Source organism: Pokkaliibacter sp. CJK22405 (genome assembly GCF_046614695.1).
Taxonomy (GTDB): Bacteria; Pseudomonadota; Gammaproteobacteria; order Pseudomonadales; family Balneatricaceae; genus Pokkaliibacter.
Window position 1 is genome coordinate 1 of record NZ_JBKKHQ010000025.1, and the last position, 22,165, is coordinate 22,165.

The following is a 22,165-nucleotide window of genomic DNA, read 5'->3' on the forward strand; positions in this document are numbered from 1 at the left end:
GGAATTGGTAGACGCGCTAGCTTCAGGTGCTAGTGTTCGTAAGGACGTGAGAGTTCGAGTCTCTCCATCTGCACCAAAACGCTCGGAAAAGACAATCAGGTTGCCCAGGCAGATGTGGCGGAATTGGTAGACGCGCTAGCTTCAGGTGCTAGTGTTCGTAAGGACGTGAGAGTTCGAGTCTCTCCATCTGCACCAACCTTAAAGAAAGGTCGCGAAAGCGGCTTTTTTTGTTTCTGAAATATCTCATTCCTGTCTTAAAAGTCATTCGCCTGGCTATCTGGGTGATTTTTGACCTCTCCCTTGCGTTTGTCAGAAAAAAGCGTATAAAACGCATCCTTGATCAGCTTATGAACAAGGTGTCCATGAAAAGCATCACGCAATAGCGTACGGTATCTCCTCAGACTTCCTACTCCAGTCTGACTATTGCCGTGCTCGCGGTGAGTCAGAAAGAAATCATCTCCCTTCTTTTCTTACCTTTTCTGTGATCTTTGCCGGATTATCGCTGTCATAAGCATGACGTAGCATCGTTATATTGTTGTTAAGCATGTTGAGTTACGAGGAAAGGCAGGTGACGGCACCCCAGCGCTATATTGAAACCCTTTATCCGGGATACGGTCAGTCATTCACAATTGATAAAGTGCTGTTCGAGAATAAAACCGAACATCAGCATCTGATCATTTTTGAAAACCGTGATTTTGGCCGGGTAATGGCGCTGGATGGCGTAATTCAGACCACTGAGCGTGATGAATTCATTTATCACGAGATGCTGACACATGTGCCTCTCTTTGCTCATGGTAATGCCCGTCGTGTGTTGATTATCGGCGGCGGGGACGGTGGCATTCTGCGTGAAGTGCTAAAGCATCCTGAAGTTGAGCATGTCACCATGGTTGAGATTGATGGCCAGGTCGTTGAGATGTGCAAAACCTACCTGCCTTCTCATTCTGATGGGGCGTTTGATGATGCTCGTTTGAATTTGGTCATCGCGGACGGCGTGGAGTTTGTTAATTCCACCGATGAAACTTTTGATGCCGTTATTTCTGACTCTACTGATCCCATGGGGCCTGGCGAAGTGCTTTTCACTTCCCGCTTCTATAATGGCTGTAAGCGCATCCTGAATAAGGGTGGAGTTATGGTTGCCCAGAATGGTGTGTGCTTTATGCAATTGGGGGAAGTCACAACTACTCGCAAGCGTATGGGTCTTGATTTTGAGGACCAGAATTTCTACGCAGCTCCTGTGCCTACCTACGTTGGTGGCATTATGACACTGGCCTGGGGGTCTGATGATGCAAGCCTTCGTCAGGCAGATCTGGCGACGATTGAGCAACGATTTGCCGTAGCGGGTTTTAAAACGCGCTACTACACCCCAAGCATCCATGTAGGGGCATTTGCATTGCCTCAATATGTTCTGGATGCTTTACAGGGCACTTAAGTTTTCCTGTTAAACGGAAGCTTTTTATCATGGCTGGCATCATTAAATGCCAGCTTTTCGTCGGTAATTCCAATATAGGTAGAACGGCAGATGACTGCATGGACTCGCCGCGACGCGTTAAAACTTTATAACATCCCTTATTGGGGTGTGGGCTATTTCGATGTTAACGACGGTGGCGAGGTCGAAGTTCGTCCACGTCGTGATAAGGAAGTCAGTATTAATCTGCCTGAGCTTTGCGATTATCTGGCAGGTCAGGGTATTGCACTTCCAACTCTGGTGCGTTTCACCGACATTCTTCATGACCGCGTAAGTTCAATCTGCAAAGCGTTTCGTGAAGCGGCTGATTTCTATAAATACCGCGGACAATACACTGCTGTGTATCCCATCAAGGTGAATCAGCAGCAAGCAGTTGTTGAAGGCTTGCTGGGTGCGCAAGAGCGGGATCCTAATGCACGTGTTGGTCTTGAGGCGGGTTCCAAGCCCGAGTTGATGGCGGTGCTGGCGCTGTCTGAGAATACTAACTCCTCCGTTATTGTCTGTAATGGTTATAAAGACCGCGAATACGTGCGTCTGGCGCTGATTGGTGAAGCGCTTGGTAATGAAGTTTATATCGTTATCGAAAAACTCTCTGAGCTGGATCTGGTACTGAAAGAGGCCAAAGCGCTGAATGTTACGCCGCGTCTTGGTTTGCGGGCGCGTCTCGCCAGTCAGGGTAAAGGCAAGTGGCAGAGTAGTGGTGGCGAGAAGTCAAAGTTTGGTCTGTCGGCATTCCAGATCCTGCAGGTTGTTGAGCGTCTGCGTAAGGAAGAGTCTCTGGATTCCCTGCAGTTGCTGCACTTTCACCTCGGCTCTCAGATCGCCAATATTCGCGATATTCAGACAGGCCTTCGTGAGTGTGCTCGCTTCTATGCAGAGCTGCGTTCTCTGGGAGCGCCTATCAGCGTTGTGGACGTTGGCGGTGGTCTGGGTATCGACTACGAGGGGACGCGCTCTCAGAGCTCGTGCTCGGCAAACTATTCCATGAGTGAATATGCCAGTAACGTAACGTACGCGCTGTCAGAAATTTGTGCTGAGCGGAACCTGCCGCATCCGAATATTGTTAGTGAGTCGGGTCGCGCGCTGTCTGCTCACCATGCGGTGCTGCTGGCCAACGTTATTGATGTTGAATCACCGAAGGACATCAAGCCTGAGCGCCCCGGTATTGCTGATCCCAAGATTCTGCACTCCTTGTGGGAGTCCTATCAGGAAGCGTTGCATGAGGCTGACGAGCGTAATGTACTCGAGATTTATCACGATACGGTATACGACATTGCTGAAGTGCAATCTCTCTATACGCACGGCTTCCTGTCCCTGACTGAGCGCGCAAAAGCTGAGCAGATTTATCTGGCGACCTGTTTGCAGATTCGTCCTTTCCTGAGCCACAAAAACCGTGCTCACCGTGAATTGATTGATGAGCTGCATGCGAAGCTGGCCGATAAGCTCTTTGTAAACTTTTCGGTATTCCAGTCATTGCCCGACGTCTGGGGTATTGATCAGGTTTTCCCGGTATTGCCTCTGACGGGATTGGATCAGGAGCCAACGCAGCGAGCGATCATTCAGGATATTACCTGTGACTCTGATGGCACCATTGACCAATATGTTGATGGGCAGGGTATTGAGTCGACTTTGCCAATGCCGGCATTTGATCCGGAAAATCCGCATATCATGGGCTTTTTTCTGGTTGGTGCTTATCAGGAAATTCTGGGTGATATGCATAACCTTTTTGGTGATACCCATTCCGTCGATGTTGCAGTTAATGAGGCGGGTGAATGGGAAGTAACCAGTGTCATCATGGGGGACACGGTTGATCAGATTCTACGTTATGTGAACTTTGATTCTGAAAACTTCATTAATGCCTACCAGCGCCAGTTGTCTAAATCGACAATGAGTGAAGAAATGCAGGCAGATTGTCTGGCCTTTCTTAAGGAAGGGTTGGCAGGATATACCTATCTGGAAGAGTAATAGTCCAGAAATGAATAAGGAGCCTTCGGGCTCCTTTTTTATTGGCATTAATTCGTATCATTGGGAATGATCAAGAATGCCCATGTGCTCTGCCCAAGTAAGCCAGGCAAGCTCGTCTGCTTCACTCTGTAGCCATGCATGAACTTTCCAGTTCACTCTATTTTGCTTAACAGGAATATCGCTTTCTAATAAAAGGCTTGTAAAGCGCTCTGAGGCTGGTGTGTTGGCAGGGAAAGGGATTGAGCCGTCGCTTCTTAAAACTCTATACCAGGGGAGCTTAAGCTTTGCTGTGGTGGGGAGTGATAACCATTTGCCAACAAAGCGAGCGTGACGGGGGAGGCCTATCAGGCGGGCCAGTTGCCCATAACTGGTAACTTTGTTCTCTGGGAGGTGCTGGAGGATCTGGATTAGGCGCTTTTGCTGATGTTGATTAAATGCCATCATTTAATCTCCAGTTTTCAGGCAATAAAAAAGCGGGATTGTTATCCCGCTTTTTTCGCAGTCAATCTATTAAGACTTGATGCGGAAGTCTTCAAGATCTGCACCGTTATGCAGTGCTTCTTCAATCCACTTCGGCTTACGGCCTTTACCAGTCCAGGTCTGGCTTGGATCTTCAGGATTGAAATACTGAGGTGCTGATTTGGATTTCGCTGCACCGCTCTTGCGAACGCTACCTTGAAGTTCGTTCAGAACAGATTCAAAAGTAATGCCGTTTTCTAAAGCCATGGCTTTAATCTGGTCAATTACTTGTGCCTGCTGCTGCTTCTGCTCGATCGCTTTTTCAACGTCTGCCTGCAGGGCCTGCAGTTCAGCCAGAGTTAATACATTAAGATCAGAATATTTCATGGCTCACCAACCAGCTAATTAATTAAAGGCAATAATTAAAAATTATAGCTTAAAGTATATAAAAAGAGCCAGTAAAGGCAATCCCATCATTCTTATTCCTTAATACCGTTAAGTAACGGGAAATAACAATAGAATTACTGGGGCTTTTTAGTTTTCTAACCAAAAGGTTACAGGGCCATCGTTCACAAGAGAGACTTGCATATTGGCACCGAAACGCCCGGTTTGTACGCTTTGGAGCTGTTTCCTGGCGCAGGAAATAAAATGTTGGTAAAGCTTTTCGCCCAGTTCTGGTGTTGCGCCGGTTGAAAATCCGGGGCGTGAGCCTTTTTTGGTATCTGCCACCAGCGTAAATTGGGAAACAATTAGTAACTCGCCTTTACTATCAGCAAGGCTGTTATTCATACGGCCATTCTCGTCAGCGAAGATGCGATACCGGATGACTTTATCCAGTAGTTTTTCTGCATTTTCTTCTGTATCCGTTTTTTCTACGCCCAGTAATAGTAGTAGTCCGGCTCCGATTTTTCCTACTTCCTCACCTTCGACGTGTACGCTTGCCTGAGTGACACGTTGAATCAGCGCTTTCATTACCGTTTCTCCTTTTGTTGTTTTGCGAGAGCCTGAAACAAAACACCCCTGCTTGGCAGGGGTGTTTGTCATTCCGTTTAGGCTTACTGGCGAGAAGCGCGCTTGCGCTCGTTCTCGGTCAGGAACTTCTTACGGATACGGATGTTCTTAGGTGTGATTTCCACCAGCTCGTCATCTTCGATGAATTCCAGAGCCTGCTCCAGAGAGTGGCGAACTGGAGGAGTCAGCAGAATGTTTTCATCACTACCGGATGCACGGACGTTGGTCAGCTGCTTCGCTTTGGTTGGGTTAACGGTCAGGTCGTTACCACGGCTATGCAGACCAATGACCTGGCCTTCATAAACATCAATGTTGGGATCGATAAAGAGGCGACCACGCTCCTGCAGGCTGAACAGAGCGTATGCCAGTACTTTGCCAGCGATGTTGGAAATCAGTACGCCGTTAATACGGGTCACTGAGGGGCCGGCTTTGACTTCGTCATAGCTATCAAAGCTGGATGTCATAATGCCGGTGCCGGAAGTCAGGGTCAGGAACTGGTTACGGAAGCCGATCATGCCGCGAGAAGGAATGCGGTATTCGATGCGGACGCGACCTGCGCCATCGATCTGCATATCGCGCAGTTCGCCTTTACGGCGACCCAGCTCTTCCATGACCGGACCCTGGTAGTCTTCTTCACAGTCGATAACGACTTGCTCGTAAGGTTCCATGATGACGCCGTCGATTTCTTTCTGAATAACTTCAGGACGAGAAACGGCCAGCTCATAGCCTTCACGACGCATGGTTTCGATCAGAACGGAAAGGTGGAGTTCGCCACGACCGGAAACCATAAATTTGTCAGGAGTATCGCCCTGACGAACGCGCAGGGCCACGTTGTGCAGCAGTTCGCGGTCAAGACGTTCTTTAATATTGCGCGAGGTAACAAACTTGCCTTCCAGACCTGCGAAAGGAGAATCGTTAACCTGGAAGCACATGCTGACGGTAGGTTCGTCAACGGTCAGTGCTGGCATTGCCTCAACGGCATCCGGTGCGCACAGGGTGTCAGAGATGTTGAGCTCGTCCATGCCCGTCACGCAGACGATGTCCCCGGCTTCGGCAGTATCGACTTCCACACGCTCAAGACCATGGTAGCCCATGATTTTCAGAACACGGCCGGAGCGAACTTTGCCATCGATATCGATCGCTTTGATCGGGGTATTAGTGTTGATACGACCACGATTGATACGGCCAACACCGATAACGCCCAGGTAAGAGTTGTAGTCCAGTGCAGAAACCTGCATCTGGAAAGGACCATCGCTGTCGACGTTTGGCGCAGAGACCAGATCCACAATCGCCTGGAACAGCGGGGTCATGTCTTCAGACATGTTTTCGTGATCGGTACCGGCAATACCGTTCAGAGCGGAAGCGTAGATCACCGGGAAGTCGAGCTGCTCATCGGTCGCGCCCAGACGGTCAAACAGATCAAATACCTGGTCCATCACCCAGTCAGGACGTGCGCCAGGACGGTCGATCTTGTTGATAACAACGATAGGCTTCAGGCCACGGGCAAAAGCCTTCTGGGTTACGAAGCGAGTCTGAGGCATTGGGCCGTCAACGGCATCAACCAGTAGCAGAACAGAGTCAACCATAGACAGTACGCGTTCAACCTCGCCACCGAAGTCAGCGTGTCCAGGGGTGTCTACGATGTTGATGCGGTAGTCATTCCAGCGGATGGCAGTGTTTTTCGCCAGGATGGTGATACCACGTTCCTTTTCCTGGTCGTTGGAGTCCATCAGACGCTCCTGACCTTCGTCACGGCGCTGAAGGGTACCCGACTGCTGCAGCAGCTTGTCGACCAGGGTGGTTTTGCCATGGTCAACGTGGGCAATAATGGCAATATTGCGTAGATTATCGATCACAAGAGAAATCCTGACTGTTTACATTGCCTGCAGCTGGCAGGCGGAAAAACGGCATTATACGTTAATCAGTGCATTTACGTGACTGCCAATTGCCCGAAGTTTCATGCAAAAGGCGCATTTAACGCCTTAATGTTTGCCCAAACTGAGGCAGACGAATGCACCATAAAGTTACTCTGGCGCTATTCTTGGGCGCAGGGGCGTTATTGGCACCAAAATAGTGCGTCAAAATGGGGCGCAGGCAGTGAAAATCGCACTATATTGGAAGAGTTAAATCTTGCTTTAATCTTGCAAGGTGATAAATCCCTTATAAATCATGTAGTTGCATATTTGGCATAAGGGTTGCTTTTGCTAAGGCGACTCAGTTGACAGTAACAACTTTGATGGAGGCGAAAGCCTCCACCTTTTTCGCTGCCGCGAGCAGAGTCGCTCGGTGTCGGTTTGTGAAAAGTCCTTAATACGTTGTTGCTGAAATAATCGACTAAAGTGCATTGCCCCAAACTGCGGAGACAGAAGATGTCAGCCAAGTCCCTAGAACTGATCAAAGAACATAGCGTTAAGTGGATCGACCTGCGTTTTACCGATTTCAAAGGTAAAGAGCAGCACGTGACTATTCCTGCAGCCGCTGCAGATGAAGAATTTTTCGAGAACGGTCAGGCATTTGACGGTTCTTCTATTTCTGGTTGGAAAGGCATTCAGGCTTCCGACATGATTATCCGTCCTGATGACGAAACTTCAGTTCTGGATCCTTTCACTGAAGAGCCCACTCTGATCGTTTACTGCGACGTTATCGAGCCTGCTACTGGCGAAGGTTATGAGCGTGATCCTCGCTCCCTGGCCAAGCGTGCTGAAGAGTACCTGAAGTCCACCGGTATTGCGGATACCGCGTTCTTCGGTCCTGAGCCTGAGTTTTTCGTGTTTGACTCTGTAACCTGGAATGCCGACATGTCTGGCTGTGGTTACAAAATCAAGTCTGAAGAGGCTGCATGGTCTTCCAATGACGAGTTTGATGGTGTGAATTCTGGTCACCGTCCTCGCGTTAAAGGCGGTTACTTCCCCGTTCCTCCCATTGATTCCAGCTATGAGCTGCGTACTGCCATGTGTAACGCTCTGGATGCGATGGGCGTGGAAGTGGAAGTTCACCACCACGAAGTAGCTACTGCGGGCCAGAACGAAATCGGTACCAAGTTTGATACGCTGGTTCGCCGTGCTGACAAAACTCAGATCCTGAAGTACTGCGTACACAACACTGCGCACCTGTACGGCAAAACTGCGACTTTCATGCCTAAGCCTATCGTTGGTGATAACGGTTCCGGTATGCACGTTCACCAGTCTCTGTCCAAAGATGGCGTGAACCTGTTTGCAGGTGAGCAGTACGGTGGCCTGTCTGAAACTGCTATTTACTACATCGGCGGTATCATCAAGCACGCTAAAGCGCTGAACGCGTTCTGTAACCCGCTGACCAACTCCTACAAGCGTCTGGTTCCAGGTTTCGAAGCCCCTGTTATGCTGGCTTACTCTGCCCGTAACCGTTCTGCTTCTATTCGTATTCCTCACGTTACCAGCCCTAAAGCACGTCGTATCGAGACTCGTTTCCCTGATCCAGGTGCGAACCCTTACCTGTGCTTCGCTGCGCTGCTGATGGCGGGTCTGGACGGTATCCAGAACAAGATCCATCCTGGCGATGCTATGGATAAAGACTTGTATGACCTGCCTGCTGAAGAAGCAGCAGAGATCCCAACTGTTGCTGAAACCCTGAGCGAAGCTCTGGCAGCTCTGGATGCGGATCGTGAGTTCCTGACCAAGGGTGGCGTCTTCTCTGACGACATGATCGATGCTTACATTGGCCTGAAAAAAGCCGACGTACAGCGTTTGAACATGACTACTCACCCTGTCGAAATGGACATGTACTACTCCGTATAAGCTTTCGTGAGCTTATGACAGAAAAGCCCCCGCTTGCCGGGGGCTTTTTTTTCCCGCGATAACTCTCTGGGTGCGTTTTTTCTGCTACTGGTCATGGAAGTCAGTGTGGTATGAGAAAGAATGGCGCAGGGTGTTGCATTAACTTGGTGCGAAATTGGCGGGGTTGTTGATCTGAAGTCAGGTACGCCCTTTGCAAGTGGACTTGCAGGAAGAGGATCATGGCTAAGGCAATGTTTTATCGGCAATTACTCGATAACATGTCGACCGCAGTATTGCGACTCGATATGCTGCTACAGCTCGAATACCTGAACCCGGCAGCAGAAATGTTGTTGCAGGTAAGCGGCAAGCGCTTCATGGGAGCGCACATCAGTGCTCTATTTCGGGACACCGATGAGGCAATGCATATTCTGCAGGAATCGGCACTGACAGGTCACCCTTTCACTCAGCGAGAGGCACATCTTGTCCTGCACCATGGTCAGCAGATCACGGTAGATTACAGTGTGACACCGCTGGCCGAGGATCATGCATTGATGCTTGAGCTTCAGGCGCGTGATCACTTGCTGCGTATTACTCGTGAAGAGGAAATGCATGCCAAGCAGGAAACGACGCGTGAGCTGGTTCGCGGTATGGCTCATGAGATTAAAAATCCGCTGGGCGGTATTCGTGGGGCTGCGCAGCTGCTGGAGCGCGAACTGCCCGCCGATGATTTGAAAGAATATACCCAGGTCATTATTGAGGAGGCGGATCGCCTGCGTAATTTGGTGGATCGCATGTTGGGGCCGCGTGTTATGCCTCAATTCAGCTTTCTCAATATTCACCAGATTATTGAGCGAGTTTGCGCATTGATTAGCGCAGAGTCGGGCGGAAGTATTCGTATTGAACGGGATTACGATCCAAGTATTCCGGAAATTGAAGCCGATGAAGAGCAACTGATTCAGGCGGTGCTCAATATCGTTCGAAATGCCATGCAGGCGTTGGGTGAATCTGAGATTCCCGAACCTTGCATTATTTTACGTACCCGCAGTTTGCGGCAGTTCACCATGGGTAATGAACGGCATCGGCTGGTTTGTGCCCTCAGTATTATCGACAACGGTCCCGGTATCCCCGAATCGCTGATGGAAAATATCTTTTACCCCATGATTAGTGGTCGCGCGAGTGGCACGGGTCTGGGTCTATCAATTGCTCACTCTATCCTTCATCAGCATCAGGGCATGATTAAGTGCGAGAGCGAGCCGGGACAAACTCAATTCACTCTGTTTATTCCACTGGAGCAAGAACATGGCCAGCGAGACTAATGTCTGGATCGTTGATGACGATCGTTCTATTCGATGGGTTTTGGAAAAGGCCCTATCCCAGGCTGGTCTTCAGGTGCAGTCCTTTGAGTCTGCCGATCAGGCCCTGCGCCAGTTAAGTCGCGGTACGCCGGATGTGCTCTTGAGTGATATCCGTATGCCCGGTACCAACGGGTTCGGCCTGCTTGAGCGTGTGCACAACGAATATCCTGCGCTGCCTGTGATTATTATGACGGCGCATTCGGATCTGGAGTCCGCTGTGGCCTCCTATCAGGGTGGTGCGTTTGAATATCTGCCCAAGCCCTTTGATGTTGATGAGGCTGTGTCACTGGTGAAGCGGGCGCTGGCTCATGCGCGTGAAAGCAAGATGCCGGAGCCGGAACCCAGCCAGAAGGTCAATAAAGACATTATTGGTGAGGCACCCTCCATGCAGGAGGTGTTTCGTGCCATTGGCCGTCTTTCCCACTCCAATATCACCGTGCTGATCAACGGTGAATCAGGTACGGGTAAAGAGCTGGTTGCACATGCGCTGCACCGCCATAGCCCGCGTGCTCCCCAGACTTTTATCGCCCTGAATATGGCAGCGATTCCCAAGGATCTGATTGAGTCCGAGCTTTTTGGCCATGAGAAGGGCGCTTTTACCGGAGCGGCGACACTGCGTCGCGGCCGTTTTGAGCAGGCCAATGGCGGTACTCTTTTCCTGGATGAAATCGGTGATATGCCGATGGACACCCAAACCCGCTTGCTGCGTGTTCTGGCAGATGGTGAGTTTTACCGCGTCGGTGGTCATACACCTGTGAAGGTCGATGTTCGCATTATCGCTGCGACTCACCAGAATCTTGAGAATCTGGTCAAGGATGGTCGCTTCCGCGAGGATCTTTTCCACCGTCTGAATGTTATTCGTATTCATTTACCGCCACTGCGTGACCGTCGTGAAGATGTGCCACGTCTGGCGCGACACTTTCTGGCCAAGGCGGCTCAGGAACTCTCCGTTGAACCAAAAACCCTGCATGGTGACACGGAGCAGTATCTGGGTACGCTGGGCTGGCCCGGTAACGTTCGTCAGCTGGAGAATACCTGCCGCTGGTTGACGGTGATGGCCTCTGGTCGGGAAGTGCTTATTGATGATCTGCCGCCAGAGCTGCTGGCCGAGCAGCCTGTCAACAGTCAGGCAGCGGTAAGCTGGGAGCAAGCCTTCCGTCAGTGGGTCGATAAGGCGCTGGCGCGCGGGCAGAAGGGGATTCTTGAAACAGCCATGCCGACCTTCGAGCGTATCCTGATCGAAACGGCTCTTAAACACACCCTCGGCAGAAAGCGTGATGCTGCAGAGCTTTTAGGCTGGGGGCGCAATACCCTGACCCGCAAGATCAAAGAGCTCAACATTGAGGATAGTGGCGAAGACTCTGAGGAGTAAGTCGCTGTTCTCCAGGCACAAAAAAAGCAGGTCTATGACCTGCTTTTTTATTGAGCGCCCAAAAGAATCAGGCGCTAACCAGCTTCAGATACTTATCATAAAGCTGTTCCTGACTTTCAGGATGGTCAGGGTCCTTGGGAATGCAGTCTACTGGACAAACCTCAACACACTGGGGCGTGTCATAGTGACCTACGCACTCAGTGCATTTCGAAGGATTGATCTCGTAAATCTCTTCGCCCTGAGAAATGGCCTCGTTCGGGCACTCTGGTTCGCACACATCACAGTTGATGCATTCGTCAGTAATTATCAAAGCCATGGCGTATCCTCTACTGGTTATAGCCGGCTGCTGCCTTATTCATCACGGTGGTTTCCGGGCTTTTTGGCAAGCCTCTGATTTTTAATGCTTTATTACAAAGACCTAAGTCAGGCCTTATCCAGGTAGCGATTCAGTGCCGCTGCGACTGAAGGGTGAACAAACTTGGAAATATCACCGTTCAGTGTCGCCACTTCGCGTACCAGCGTTGACGAAATAAAAGAGTATTGCTCGGCAGGTGTCAGGAACATGCTTTCCACCTGTGGCGCGAGTACCCGGTTCATATTCGCCAACTGAAATTCATATTCAAAATCCGAGACAGCACGCAGCCCTCTCAGGATGATGGTGGCACCTTTCTGCTTAAGCAGGTCGGTCAGCAGGCATTCAAAGCCGCAGACACTGACATTATCCAGATGCTCAGTGACTTCCCGTACCAGATCCACACGCATTTCCAGCGGCAACAGCGGTCGTTTGCGGGGGCTGGCCGCCACCGCGACGATCACCTTGTCGAACAGACGACTGGCACGCTCGACCAGATCAGCATGACCGTTGGTAATGGGATCAAAAGTACCGGGATAGATGACCGTATTCATAGAGACTATCCATATAGCCTGAGGTGGCAGAAGTCATAGCTTCCGTTGGCTCAGAAGAGCGTTGGATGCATTTTTCACCGCGATCAGGCCGCAGTGCTCCAAGCCGGCAGATACTAGCGGAAATGCCAGAGTCGCACAATCAAGCTACCCGTCGCAATGTATCAATAGTGTGTGCTGAATCAGGCCGTATTGCGCTGATAAAGGGCAAAAATCACCTCTCCTGCGCGCTTTTCCTTGATGCATTGCCAGTTAGCGGGCAGCTGCGGTAACAGTTTCTGCTCGTATTCGATGTAAATGACCGCATCTGCAGTTAGCCAGCTCCGGGATTCCAGATAGGAGGCTGCAGGCTCCAGTAAACCCTGATTGAAGGGCGGATCCAGAAACACCAGATCAAACTGTCGGTTGGCCGTCTGTGACAGCCATTGAATGCTGTCTGCCCGAATTACCTCAGCATCCTGGCATTGCAGTGTTTTCAGGTTAGCTTGTAGCTGTTTAACAACGATGTTTGAGCTGTCGATGAATGTCGTCCATGCCGCTTCCCGGGACAAGGCCTCAAAACCCAGTGAGCCGCTGCCACTGAAGGCATCCAGACAATGGCTGCCAGGAACCTTGTGCATCAACCAGTTAAAGACCGTCTCTTTGACCCGATCCGTGGTCGGGCGAAGGCCGGGCAGATCGGCAAAGCTCAATTTACGGCTTCGCCATTGGCCACCGATAAGGCGGATCTGGTTACGAGCGGCAGGTGCGCGTGCCATGGGTCAAACTCCGAAGCGGGCAAAAAACAGGCGCTGAGTGTAAAGCGCTGGGTCAGGGATGCAAGGTTGCCTGACCGATACGGTTTAGGCTTCTGAGGCTTTGGTTAATATCTGTTAGCTTCAGAGGTGGTGCATCTCGCCAGCGTTTAAGGCTATCAGCGGGCAGGTTTCTGTCCAGCATCAGATCCAGCCAACGCGCGCGGGTGAAAGGCTCATCATCCAGAGCGCGATGGGCTTTATTCAGTTCGCTTTGAATGTCATCAAGATTGTTCTGACTCATGGGGGTGGAAAGCCAGCTGGACCAGTCTGGTGGCGTTTGCTCTAGGCTGCCTTGCCAGAAGACAAGCAGTACCGCCGCTTCGCTGTCATACCAGGGAGTAGCGTTAAAACCCTGCTGTTGTGCGCTTTGGGTTAGCCACAGCCGCAGTGCCATGTTCTTTTCAGGATCATCCTCGGGCAGGGCAACGGCCAGTGCCGCCTGCTGATTCAGTTGCGGACGCTTAAGATGAAGCGCCTCGCCGGGAGTGGGCAAGGGCGGAATCTGCGCTGGAGTAGCAGGCGTCTGTGGCAGCGCCTTGAGTAGCAGATGACTTTCCTGCTGTTGATCATCACTGTCCTGATTACTGAGAAGGAGTAATCGGGAAGGTGCTTTGCCAACGGTGCTGGCTAAATAGTCCTGGACTTCGTCCGTTGTCAGTTGAGCGAGTCCCTGGCGTGTGCCGGTTAAAGGCTGAGACATCGGATGATCGGGAAAGAGCGCCATCAGAGCGGCTTGGCGTACCAGTTTATCCGGCTGTCCGGCAAATAGATGCGCCTCTGCCAGTAAGCGGGTCTGCGCTTCTCTGGCATGTTGCGAGTCATCAGGTGAGGGGGTTATCAGTGCTTTCAGGCCATCTCTGGCAGCCTTTCGGTGCTCGTCGTCAGCGGGCAGCTGCACGATGAGTTTCAGATTTTCCTGAGTAAGCTGGGTTGAGAAGTCGATTTCCTTATCCAGAAAGTAGCGATGAGCGCCTTGTGCAAGCCGAGCTTCGAGCGTATCGCGGGCAACGGCGGCGGTGCCCGAGTGGGTTTCAGCCAGGGCGCCTGGGCTGTAGGTGAGAATCCAGACGTCGGAGTCACTGTTCTTCTGAGTCAGAGAAACCACGTCTGTGGCACCGCTCTTCCACGTACTCGGGATCAGGGCGTCACGGCGCTGATGCTCACGCCATTGCAGCAGAACAATCACAATCGCCACCACCCAGACAATAATCTTCAGGTAGGTGCGGTTAAAAAGAGGTTTGTAGGGCTCAGCCATCACAGATCCTTACAGGCAGCGCCGGTCATCACAGAGTTGTGACAGAAAGGCGGGGCTCCATTAGTATAGGCTCCAATTCCTGCCGAATCTCAGGCAGTGACGCGGACCTGCCAGGATTCAGGCCGCATTTCTCATTTCTAACCTGTGAACGCAGGTGGCTCAAGAGCGGATTGTAACGATACATGTGGGACAAACTTAAAAGATCATTGTTTGGCGGCAAAAAGAATGAGTCCGCTGAAGTCGTTAATGAGCAACGTGAAGAGGAGGTTTTGGCCCCTGAAGAGTCTTCACAACACGAGTCCGCTCTGCTGGATGACGCGCCTGCCGCCAAGGCTGAAACTCCTCTGGAAGAGGCCGCTGTCGAAGTTGCACCCGTCGAGGCAGAAGCTGAAAAAGCGCCGGAAGCAGCCAACATTCCAGCCGAAGATATTGCTCCGCATCCTGAAGCCTTGGTACCTGATGCTCCGGAAGAACCTGCAATGCACGCCGTGACCGTCGATGTTGATCAAGACGCGGTAGTTGTGGAAGTGGTGCCGGAGGCCAACGAGCCCAAGAGTGAGCCTCTGCCCGACCTTGCCAAAGCGGAAGTTGCTGAAGCCGCTAATCCTGATGCTCTCCCCGAAATGTCGCTGACCGCTGACCGCGACGTTACGCAGGATAGCGTTGTTGAGGAAGACGCACCGGTTCCAGAAGCTGCGAGCGTGGTTGTCGATGCACCGAAAGAGCAGGAAAAACCACGCCGTTCATTCTTCGAGCGTATCAAGAGTGGCCTATCTCGTACCAAAGCCAACCTGACGGAAGGTCTGGCGAGCCTGTTTCTGGGCGCCAAGCAGATCGATGATGATCTGCTGGAAGAGCTGGAAACACAGCTTTTGTTGGCGGATGTCGGTATGGAGGCGACTCAGTCGATTGTTAAATCGCTGACGGAGCGGGTTTCCCGTAAGGAACTTAAGGAGCCCGAAGCACTCTTCGGAGCACTTAAAGAAGAGCTGCGTGCATTACTCGGTCAGGTTGAGCAGCCGCTGGAGCTCGATAGCAGCAAGCGTCCAACGGTGATCCTGATGGTGGGTGTGAACGGTGTCGGTAAAACCACCACCATTGGTAAACTGGCCAAGAAGTACCAGGGCGAAGGCAAAAAGGTCATGCTGGCCGCTGGCGATACCTTCCGTGCAGCGGCGGTTGAGCAGCTACAGGTATGGGGTGAGCGTAACAAGGTGCCGGTTATCGCACAGCACTCCGGCGCTGACAGTGCCGCAGTTCTTTATGATGCGCTGCAGGCAGCAAAAGCACGCGGTATGGATGTGCTGATTGCCGATACGGCAGGGCGTCTGCAGAACAAACAGCATTTGATGATCGAGCTTGAAAAGGTCGTTCGCGTTATGCGTAAGCTGGATCCGGAAGCTCCTCATGAAGTGATGCTGGTATTGGATGCCGGGACAGGTCAGAACGCGATCTCTCAGGCCAAAACCTTTATGGAGGCTGTTGGTGTCAGCGGTATTACCCTGACCAAACTGGACGGCACAGCCAAGGGCGGGATCATCTTCGCCATCGCCAAGCAGTTCTCTCTGCCTATTCGCTACATCGGTGTGGGTGAAGGAATCGAGGACTTGCGTCCCTTCAAGGCCGATGAATTTGTCGATGCACTCTTTGAACGGAACTCTTCATGATCCGATTTGATCAGGTCAGCAAGCGCTATCCTGGCGGACATCAGGCGTTGTCTGCTGTCAGCTTCAGTATTCGCCGTGGTGAGATGGCTTTTCTTACCGGCCACTCGGGGGCGGGTAAAAGTACCTTGCTGAAACTGATCATGCTGATGGAGCGGCCCTCGGCGGGACAGGTCTTCATCGGCGATCAAAATCTGAATACCTTGCCTGCGTCGCAGATTCCCTATCTGCGCCGGCGCATCGGCGTGGTCTTTCAAAATCACCAGTTACTCTTTGACCGCACCGTGTTTGATAACGTTGCCCTGCCTTTGCGTATCAGTGGCTATGACGATGCGGATATTGGCCGGCGCGTCAGGGCTGCACTCGATAAGGTCGGGCTGCTGACCAAGGAAAAACTCAATCCAATTGCGTTGTCTGGTGGTGAGCAGCAGCGTGTGGGTATTGCCCGCGCCATTGTGAACAAGCCTGCTTTAATCCTCGCCGATGAGCCAACTGGTAATCTGGATCCGGAATTGTCGGCGGAAATCATGCGACTCTTCGAGCAGTTCAATCAGGTTGGCGTGACCATGCTTATTGCCAGTCATGATTTGCGTCTGATTGCGCGCATGCAGCATCGGGTACTCACGCTTCAGAACGGGAGGGTCAGCCAAGGTGCATAGACCAACTCCGCGTAAATTACCTCCTCGTCAGGATGATGCGCCACGTGGTGGTGCTGTCAGTCATCGGGTCGGGCGTTTTGATCGTCTGCGTGCCTGGGCTCGCCATCACCGTCAGGAAGGCAGAACCAGTCTTGGGAAACTACTGAGATCGCCGCTGTCCAGCATGATGACATTGCTGGTGATTGCCATTGCTCTGGCGCTGCCGGGGCTGCTCTATGTGGTGTTCAATAATGTCTCCCAGCTCAGTGGTGAGCTGGGGCAGTCGACTCGCGTGACCGTCTACCTGACCGATGCCGTCAGTCAGGAGGAGGGGGAGTCTCTGGCCTATGAGTTAAGCCGGGATAATCTCTGGCAGGATGTGCGCTATATCTCCAAGGCACAGGCGTTGAAAGAATACGAAGATCTGTCCGGGTTAACCGATGTGCTGGAAGGGCTGGATACCAATCCTCTGCCCGCAGTGATTGTTCTGCAACCTGCAAGACAGCTGACCTCACTGCAGGCGTCCATGAGTCTGGAGAAACTCAAGGCGATGCCTGAGGTGGAAGATGCCCAGCTGGACCTGGAATGGGTGCAGCGCCTGCATGCGATCCTGGATATTGCCAAGCGTGTGGTTATTGCGCTGTCTGGCTTCTTCGGCGTCGCCGTGTTGCTGGTGGTGGGCAACACCATTCGTTTATCCATTGAAAGCCGTCGTGAAGAAATCGTCGTTATCAAACTGGTGGGCGGCACCAATGCCTATGTGCGTCGTCCTTTCCTTTATACCGGTTTATGGTACGGACTGTTTGGCGGCTTGCTTGCCTGGTTATTGGTGAGCATTGCGCTTTGGTGGTTATCCGAGCCAGTGACGCAGTTGGGTATGCTGTATCAGAGCTCTTTCAATCTGACCGGCCTGGACCTGCAGGCGACCTGCTCGATGCTGGCAAGTGCTGTGTTTCTGGGGGTACTGGGAGCCTGGCTGGCGGTTGGAAGGCACCTGTCCTCAATCCAGCCGCACTGATCGCTACCGGGTTTTTGAAACATCTTGTTATGCACAGTGACCGCCCGGTGCCCCGATTGCGAGTAAGATTGTCGCTGTAATGAAACTTGAGTTTAGCCCGAGATTGGGTTAAATAAAGCCGCTGAAAGATCCACCGTTATGCCCTTACGAGGGTATCCCGAGCAGGAACTTGTTCCCACATTCGGTGTCTCAATAAGTATGAACGGTGTTCTTATCACGTTGGATGATAGTAGAGGTAAACACATGAGTCGTAGTCTTCTGCCTGTAGATGTAATGTCCCCAGGTCGTAACCTTGAGGGCTACATCCACGCTGTCAATGGCATTCCTATGCTGACAGTGGAGGAAGAAAAAGAGCTGGGTGAGAAGCTGTTTTACGAAAATGACCTGGCTGCTGCACAGCGTATGGTTTTAGCCCACCTGCGTTTTGTTGTGCATATCGCAAAAAGTTATTCCGGTTATGGCCTGAACCAGGCTGACCTGATTCAGGAAGGTAATATCGGCCTGATGAAAGCGGTGCGCCGTTTTGACCCGAACGTCGGTGTTCGTCTGGTGTCCTTTGCTGTGCATTGGATCAAGGCAGAGATGCACGAGTTCATCCTGCGTAACTGGCGTATCGTTAAGGTCGCGACCACCAAGGCGCAGCGTAAAATGTTCTTCAACCTGCGCAGCGCTAAAAAGAAACTGGCATGGTTCACTCACGATGAAGTGAATTCAGTTGCTGAAAGTCTGGGTGTCGATCCTCAGGTCGTCCGTGAAATGGAAGGTCGTCTGACTGCTCAGGATATGGCTTTTGATGCCGGTACCGATGATGACGATGACAAGGCCTACCAGGCACCTGCTTTCTTTCTGGAAGACAAGCGCGCTGATCCGGCGCGGCAGCTGGAAGACTCTCAGTGGGAGTCTCACTCCAACGCAGGACTCGGCGCTGCAATGGAAGGACTGGATGCCCGCAGTCGTGACATCCTGCAGCGACGTTGGTTGTCTGAGGAGAAATCCACGCTTCACGAACTGGCTGCAGAATATAACGTTTCAGCTGAACGTATTCGTCAGCTTGAGAAAAGCGCAATGAAGAAGTTGCGCAGTCAAATGGAAACGGTGCTCGCCGCTTAAGGCGAAGCCAAACACCCCGCTTCGGCGGGGTGTGGTGTTTCTGGTGCTACAAAATGATGGCAGGGCAGGATGCCCGTCTCACATCCAGGAGGATGATGGCTATGTCGCGTACCTTTCGTATTTTGACCCGTACCTGTGCGGGTTTGCTTCCTCTCTCTCTGATGAGTCTCCCTGTGCTGGCGGCCACGGTTGCTACCAACCAGCCCGCTGCTGTTTCCGCTAAGCCTCCGGTGATGCTTGCTAACAATTATGAAGCGGGTGTTGTGCTGGCCAATTATTGGGTCAGTGAAAAGCTGGATGGCGTCCGCGCCTACTGGGACGGTGAACACCTGATGACGCGAGGTGGTTATCCCATTCAGGCGCCTGAATGGTTCATTGCCCATTTTCCTAACCAGCCTATGGATGGCGAACTCTGGATTGATCGTGGCCGCTTTGCGGAGGTCTCCGGCATTATTCGTCAGGAGCAACCCGATGATGGGTTGTGGATGAAAGTGAAGTTCATGGCCTACGACCTGCCTGGCTTTCCCGGAAACTTTAACCGGCGTGATCAGGCCCTCGGCGAAGTGATCGCAATGATTAATCAGCCCTGGGTGCAACACGTTGAGCAGCAGCGTGTGAACAACGAGTCTGAGCTGGCGACCTGGTTGGGGAATGTTGAGCATCGGGGTGGCGAAGGGCTGATGCTGAAGCGAGGAGATTCGCTTTATCATGCCAAGCGTTCCGATGACATGCTCAAGTACAAACGCCATGAGGATGCCGAGGCCACGGTGATTGGTTACTTGCCGGGGAAAGGTCGTCTGAAAGGGCAACTGGGCGCTTTGATTGTGCGTAACGAGACTGGTCAGGAGTTTCGTCTGGGCAGTGGCCTTTCGGATGCTGAGCGAATGTCTCCGCCGCCGGTGGGCTCAGTGGTCACCTACCGCTTTGATGGTAAAACCTCCTCCGGACTGCCGCGTTTTGCCCGCTTTTTGAGGATTCGCCCGGACTATACCCCTGAATAACCTGAGTATTGTGGCCTGATTACAGCCCGGTACTCACTCTATTTGCTAGCTCAGCCATTGGCCCATAAGTGCAATGGCTGATTTCACCATCGCCACCACCAGCGTGGCGACAAATGTGGTGCTCAATACTGACAACACCACGCTCAAGAGTAACAGCACTCCATCTTTTTCAATCATTCCCAAGGCCAGCACTGCCAGTGTCCATGCCGGCAGAAGGTTCCCGAAGGGAATCGGCAGAATCAGAATCACGACTTGCACCATGGCTAATAGCGCCAGTAAGCACTGTCCAGGCTTGCCACGGGCAAAGGGAGGGCGTGGGCGGGTGAGTTTCTCAATTTTGCTGATCCAGGGGCAGATCTTCCGGCATAACCGATGAAAGTCGCGGGTGGCGAGGGAGCGTTTTGCTATCCAGTCGGGTAGCCAAGGCTGTTCGCGCCCAAGAAGCATTTGCCAGGTCACGATCAGCAGTGGCAAGCCCGTCAGTGTCGAAAGGCCCGGAATGCCCAGTGGTAGCAGATTGGGCAAGGTGAAGATAAACAACAGCATGCCAAAAGAGCGTGCACCTAAAGCCTCCATCAACTCTCCGAGGGAGAGCCGCGGAGCGCTATGGGTACTGGCCAGTACCATCAGCAAGGTGGAAGTCCGGTGGGAATTATCGGGAGGAAGAGACTGGCTCATGCCGACACTCAGTGGCTGGGGAGCTTTGATCATAACAGTTGCAGGGCAGAAAACGGCGAAGCGCAATAGTCTGTTAAGACTTGTCAGGACCGGTAATTATCCAGTTGAGACTGATTGTCATCACGTTGGTAGTTTTGAGGTGGCATAAAAAGCATCTCGGGCAGGCGCTCCCGGTGAAATTCCAGTGCCCGGAAAATGGTTAATCCGTCTCGCTGCAGTTCGAGCATGGCGCCATCAAAGGTGATACAGGCTTGTAGTGGCGGGTTAACCGGCTGGCTGTCGACTATGCCAATTTGCATCAGGTCACAGGGTTCACCGGCAATAAAGCGGGTGCCGGTTCGGCGTGTTGCCGTGCCCTGTGGATTAAAAAGCAGGGGAGGGAACAGGCTTTGAGCATCGGCGAGAGTCACTGGAGTGAACTCCTGATCGTCCTCAGCAAGCCCGTCGCCGACCGGAAATACGTAACTTTCCGCACCGGGGTAATAGTTCAGGAGCAGCACGGTACCGCCCGCGACGGAGCGTCCTAGAGGAGGCAGCTCCAGCCGCAGGTGGCGAAGCTTGCCATAATAATGAATGACCATCGGGCCTTGACCCAGGTTGATCTGGCCGAGGGCGCGGAATCCACTGCTGGGCGTGGGCAGCTCGGCATGGCTAAACGGGCTGGTCATCAATGTGCCTAGAAGCACGAAAATACCCGTTAGCTGTCGCATCAGTGGTCTTCCTGTGGGGCGTATTGCTCCAGTTCAAAATGCTTGTTGAGGACTACGCGATGCAGGTCGTTCGCCAGTACCAGCGATCCTTCATAGACACTTTGGGCCTCTGATTGCAGGGCTGTCATACCCTCTGCGGAGTGGTAGCGGGCACTGAAGTGATTGAGCACGAGATGAGGAAGCTGATGCTTCTGGCAAAAGCGGGCAATGAGCTGGGCGCTTGAATGGCCATGCTGATTACCGACGGCATCCAGATGGGCTTGTAAAAAGGTGGCTTCATGCATGACCAGATGGGTATTGGGCATCAGTGGTGTCAGACATTCCGGGTTGCCATTATCGCCACAGAGGATGGCTTTGCGTGGTGCCCGTCCTGTGATGATGTAATCCCGGCCATCCAGTCGCTTACCGGCAAACTCGACAGTCTCTGCCCTGGCAAGCTGGCCCCACAGTGGCCCGGCTGGAACGCCTTCGCGTTTGAGCCTCGCTGTATCCAGCTGACCTTCGAGGCGCTTTTCCGAAAACGCAAAGGCATAGCTGTCGGTTCTGTGCTCCAGCAGGGTGACTTCCACTTCAAAATCAGCGATGGATAAGGGCTGCGTGAGTGTTTCCAGAGCGATGAAATCGAGTTCAAACCCCAGGGTGGTCTGCGTTGCTGGCAGCATGACCTCAAGAATCGACTGAATAGCCGCCGGAGCAACGAGTCGAAGCGGTGTTTTTCTGCCTTGCATGGACGCCGTCGCCAGAAGCCCCGGTAATCCAAAACAGTGATCGCCATGGACGTGGGAAATGAACAGGGTATCCAGACGACTTAAGGTGAGGCCGGAGCCAATCAGCCGGTGTTGAGTGCCCTCGCCACAGTCCACCAGATGCCATGCAGGGTTACCTTCGATACGGATAGCGGTAGCAGACACATTGCGGCGACGGGTGGGAATGGCCGCTGAGGTACCAAGAAAGAGCAGCTCCATGCCGGACTCCAAAACAGGTAAAACTGTACTTAACCACAGCCTGT

General features: G+C 52.4%; 21 protein-coding genes and 1 tRNA gene. 11 read left to right on the forward strand and 11 right to left on the reverse strand.

The window, feature by feature from the left end; genetic code table 11:
- The first annotated feature begins 108 nt into the window (after positions 1-108).
- The 3 genes from ACKC9G_RS16260 to speA all read left to right on the forward strand — a co-directional run bounded on the left by ACKC9G_RS16260 (position 109) and on the right by speA (position 3,430).
- Positions 109-195: transfer RNA gene (locus ACKC9G_RS16260), tRNA-Leu, on the forward strand.
- A 373-nt stretch (positions 196-568) separates the two neighbouring features.
- Positions 569-1,429: a polyamine aminopropyltransferase gene (gene speE, locus ACKC9G_RS16265; protein ID WP_411407311.1), complete on the forward strand. Its 861-nt coding sequence runs from the start codon at positions 569-571 to the stop codon at positions 1,427-1,429.
- 90 nt (positions 1,430-1,519) lie between these two features.
- Entirely contained in the window at positions 1,520-3,430 is a 1,911-nt protein-coding gene (speA, locus tag ACKC9G_RS16270; protein ID WP_411407313.1) for a biosynthetic arginine decarboxylase, read from the forward strand.
- A gap of 57 nt (positions 3,431-3,487) precedes the next feature.
- Here the strand turns inward: speA and ACKC9G_RS16275 are convergent, their stop codons facing one another.
- The 4 genes from ACKC9G_RS16275 to typA all read right to left on the reverse strand — a co-directional run bounded on the left by ACKC9G_RS16275 (position 3,488) and on the right by typA (position 6,756).
- Complete coding sequence (locus ACKC9G_RS16275; RefSeq protein ID WP_411407315.1) at positions 3,488-3,874, reverse strand: MGMT family protein; 387 nt, start codon at positions 3,872-3,874, stop codon at positions 3,488-3,490.
- A gap of 66 nt (positions 3,875-3,940) precedes the next feature.
- Positions 3,941-4,276, reverse strand: a complete 336-nt coding sequence (locus ACKC9G_RS16280) for an H-NS family nucleoid-associated regulatory protein (RefSeq protein ID WP_411407317.1) — start codon at positions 4,274-4,276, stop codon at positions 3,941-3,943.
- Between the two features lie 147 nt (positions 4,277-4,423).
- Positions 4,424-4,861, reverse strand: coding sequence for a D-aminoacyl-tRNA deacylase (gene dtd, locus ACKC9G_RS16285; RefSeq protein WP_411407319.1), 438 nt, complete (start codon positions 4,859-4,861; stop codon positions 4,424-4,426).
- Between the two features lie 83 nt (positions 4,862-4,944).
- Positions 4,945-6,756 (reverse strand): translational GTPase TypA, encoded by a 1,812-nt coding sequence (gene typA / locus ACKC9G_RS16290; protein ID WP_411407321.1) that lies wholly within the window; start codon positions 6,754-6,756, stop codon positions 4,945-4,947.
- Between the two features lie 513 nt (positions 6,757-7,269).
- Between typA and glnA the strand changes: the two genes are divergently transcribed.
- The 3 genes from glnA (at position 7,270) to glnG (ending at position 11,382) form a co-directional block, all read left to right on the forward strand.
- A complete protein-coding gene (gene glnA, locus ACKC9G_RS16295; RefSeq protein ID WP_411407323.1) occupies positions 7,270-8,676 on the forward strand; it encodes a glutamate--ammonia ligase in 1,407 nt (468 codons plus the stop codon).
- A 218-nt stretch (positions 8,677-8,894) separates the two neighbouring features.
- A complete protein-coding gene (gene glnL, locus ACKC9G_RS16300; RefSeq protein ID WP_411407325.1) occupies positions 8,895-9,971 on the forward strand; it encodes a nitrogen regulation protein NR(II) in 1,077 nt (358 codons plus the stop codon).
- Positions 9,955-11,382, forward strand: coding sequence for a nitrogen regulation protein NR(I) (gene glnG, locus ACKC9G_RS16305; RefSeq protein WP_411407327.1), 1,428 nt, complete (start codon positions 9,955-9,957; stop codon positions 11,380-11,382). The genes glnL and glnG overlap by 17 nt, the downstream gene beginning before the upstream one ends.
- A gap of 67 nt (positions 11,383-11,449) precedes the next feature.
- Here the strand turns inward: glnG and ACKC9G_RS16310 are convergent, their stop codons facing one another.
- The 4 genes from ACKC9G_RS16310 to ACKC9G_RS16325 all read right to left on the reverse strand — a co-directional run bounded on the left by ACKC9G_RS16310 (position 11,450) and on the right by ACKC9G_RS16325 (position 14,337).
- The gene (locus ACKC9G_RS16310; protein WP_411407329.1) at positions 11,450-11,698 is read right to left on the reverse strand and encodes a YfhL family 4Fe-4S dicluster ferredoxin; all 249 of its coding nucleotides are present in this window, start codon (positions 11,696-11,698) and stop codon (positions 11,450-11,452) included.
- Positions 11,699-11,805: 107 nt separating this feature from the next.
- Positions 11,806-12,288 (reverse strand): pantetheine-phosphate adenylyltransferase, encoded by a 483-nt coding sequence (gene coaD, locus ACKC9G_RS16315; protein WP_411407331.1) that lies wholly within the window; start codon positions 12,286-12,288, stop codon positions 11,806-11,808.
- 179 nt (positions 12,289-12,467) lie between these two features.
- A complete protein-coding gene (rsmD, locus tag ACKC9G_RS16320) occupies positions 12,468-13,043 on the reverse strand; it encodes a 16S rRNA (guanine(966)-N(2))-methyltransferase RsmD (protein WP_411407333.1) in 576 nt (191 codons plus the stop codon).
- Positions 13,044-13,095: 52 nt separating this feature from the next.
- A complete protein-coding gene (locus ACKC9G_RS16325; RefSeq protein ID WP_411407335.1) occupies positions 13,096-14,337 on the reverse strand; it encodes a hypothetical protein in 1,242 nt (413 codons plus the stop codon).
- Between the two features lie 182 nt (positions 14,338-14,519).
- Here ACKC9G_RS16325 and ftsY point away from each other — a divergent pair, with 182 nt between their 5' ends.
- From ftsY to ACKC9G_RS16350, 5 genes are all read left to right on the forward strand, one after another.
- Positions 14,520-16,004, forward strand: a complete 1,485-nt coding sequence (gene ftsY, locus ACKC9G_RS16330) for a signal recognition particle-docking protein FtsY (protein WP_411407337.1) — start codon at positions 14,520-14,522, stop codon at positions 16,002-16,004.
- The gene (gene ftsE, locus ACKC9G_RS16335) at positions 16,001-16,660 is read left to right on the forward strand and encodes a cell division ATP-binding protein FtsE (protein WP_411407339.1); all 660 of its coding nucleotides are present in this window, start codon (positions 16,001-16,003) and stop codon (positions 16,658-16,660) included. The genes ftsY and ftsE overlap by 4 nt, the downstream gene beginning before the upstream one ends.
- Positions 16,653-17,657, forward strand: coding sequence for a permease-like cell division protein FtsX (gene ftsX / locus ACKC9G_RS16340; protein WP_411407341.1), 1,005 nt, complete (start codon positions 16,653-16,655; stop codon positions 17,655-17,657). The genes ftsE and ftsX overlap by 8 nt, the downstream gene beginning before the upstream one ends.
- Before the next feature lie 243 nt (positions 17,658-17,900).
- Positions 17,901-18,767 (forward strand): RNA polymerase sigma factor RpoH, encoded by an 867-nt coding sequence (gene rpoH / locus ACKC9G_RS16345; RefSeq protein WP_411407343.1) that lies wholly within the window; start codon positions 17,901-17,903, stop codon positions 18,765-18,767.
- A 101-nt stretch (positions 18,768-18,868) separates the two neighbouring features.
- Positions 18,869-19,768: a DNA ligase gene (locus ACKC9G_RS16350; protein WP_411407345.1), complete on the forward strand. Its 900-nt coding sequence runs from the start codon at positions 18,869-18,871 to the stop codon at positions 19,766-19,768.
- 45 nt (positions 19,769-19,813) lie between these two features.
- Here the strand turns inward: ACKC9G_RS16350 and ACKC9G_RS16355 are convergent, their stop codons facing one another.
- Genes ACKC9G_RS16355 through ACKC9G_RS16365 form a run of 3 tightly spaced genes read right to left on the reverse strand, consistent with a single transcriptional unit; the run spans position 19,814 to position 22,121 of the window.
- Positions 19,814-20,479: an exopolysaccharide biosynthesis protein gene (locus tag ACKC9G_RS16355; RefSeq protein WP_411407347.1), complete on the reverse strand. Its 666-nt coding sequence runs from the start codon at positions 20,477-20,479 to the stop codon at positions 19,814-19,816.
- Between the two features lie 50 nt (positions 20,480-20,529).
- Entirely contained in the window at positions 20,530-21,156 is a 627-nt protein-coding gene (locus ACKC9G_RS16360; protein ID WP_411407349.1) for a hypothetical protein, read from the reverse strand.
- Positions 21,156-22,121: an MBL fold metallo-hydrolase gene (locus tag ACKC9G_RS16365; RefSeq protein WP_411407351.1), complete on the reverse strand. Its 966-nt coding sequence runs from the start codon at positions 22,119-22,121 to the stop codon at positions 21,156-21,158. Before ACKC9G_RS16365 ends, ACKC9G_RS16360 begins: the two co-directional genes overlap by 1 nt.
- Positions 22,122-22,165 lie beyond the last annotated feature (44 nt).

What these genes read in the sequence shown, in the direction of transcription:
- speA (WP_411407313.1), top strand. Translation starts at nt 1,520, where the DNA reads ATGACTGCATGGACTCGCCGCGACGCGTTAAAACTTTATAACATCCCT.
- ACKC9G_RS16275 (WP_411407315.1), bottom strand. Translation starts at nt 3,874, where the DNA reads ATGATGGCATTTAATCAACATCAGCAAAAGCGCCTAATCCAGATCCTC.
- ACKC9G_RS16280 (WP_411407317.1), bottom strand. Translation starts at nt 4,276, where the DNA reads ATGAAATATTCTGATCTTAATGTATTAACTCTGGCTGAACTGCAGGCC.
- dtd (WP_411407319.1), bottom strand. Translation starts at nt 4,861, where the DNA reads ATGAAAGCGCTGATTCAACGTGTCACTCAGGCAAGCGTACACGTCGAA.
- glnA (WP_411407323.1), top strand. Translation starts at nt 7,270, where the DNA reads ATGTCAGCCAAGTCCCTAGAACTGATCAAAGAACATAGCGTTAAGTGG.
- glnL (WP_411407325.1), top strand. Translation starts at nt 8,895, where the DNA reads ATGGCTAAGGCAATGTTTTATCGGCAATTACTCGATAACATGTCGACC.
- glnG (WP_411407327.1), top strand. Translation starts at nt 9,955, where the DNA reads ATGGCCAGCGAGACTAATGTCTGGATCGTTGATGACGATCGTTCTATT.
- ACKC9G_RS16310 (WP_411407329.1), bottom strand. Translation starts at nt 11,698, where the DNA reads ATGGCTTTGATAATTACTGACGAATGCATCAACTGTGATGTGTGCGAA.
- coaD (WP_411407331.1), bottom strand. Translation starts at nt 12,288, where the DNA reads ATGAATACGGTCATCTATCCCGGTACTTTTGATCCCATTACCAACGGT.
- rsmD (WP_411407333.1), bottom strand. Translation starts at nt 13,043, where the DNA reads ATGGCACGCGCACCTGCCGCTCGTAACCAGATCCGCCTTATCGGTGGC.
- ACKC9G_RS16325 (WP_411407335.1), bottom strand. Translation starts at nt 14,337, where the DNA reads ATGGCTGAGCCCTACAAACCTCTTTTTAACCGCACCTACCTGAAGATT.
- ftsY (WP_411407337.1), top strand. Translation starts at nt 14,520, where the DNA reads ATGTGGGACAAACTTAAAAGATCATTGTTTGGCGGCAAAAAGAATGAG.
- ftsE (WP_411407339.1), top strand. Translation starts at nt 16,001, where the DNA reads ATGATCCGATTTGATCAGGTCAGCAAGCGCTATCCTGGCGGACATCAG.
- rpoH (WP_411407343.1), top strand. Translation starts at nt 17,901, where the DNA reads ATGAGTCGTAGTCTTCTGCCTGTAGATGTAATGTCCCCAGGTCGTAAC.
- ACKC9G_RS16350 (WP_411407345.1), top strand. Translation starts at nt 18,869, where the DNA reads ATGTCGCGTACCTTTCGTATTTTGACCCGTACCTGTGCGGGTTTGCTT.
- ACKC9G_RS16355 (WP_411407347.1), bottom strand. Translation starts at nt 20,479, where the DNA reads ATGATCAAAGCTCCCCAGCCACTGAGTGTCGGCATGAGCCAGTCTCTT.
- ACKC9G_RS16360 (WP_411407349.1), bottom strand. Translation starts at nt 21,156, where the DNA reads ATGCGACAGCTAACGGGTATTTTCGTGCTTCTAGGCACATTGATGACC.
- ACKC9G_RS16365 (WP_411407351.1), bottom strand. Translation starts at nt 22,121, where the DNA reads ATGGAGCTGCTCTTTCTTGGTACCTCAGCGGCCATTCCCACCCGTCGC.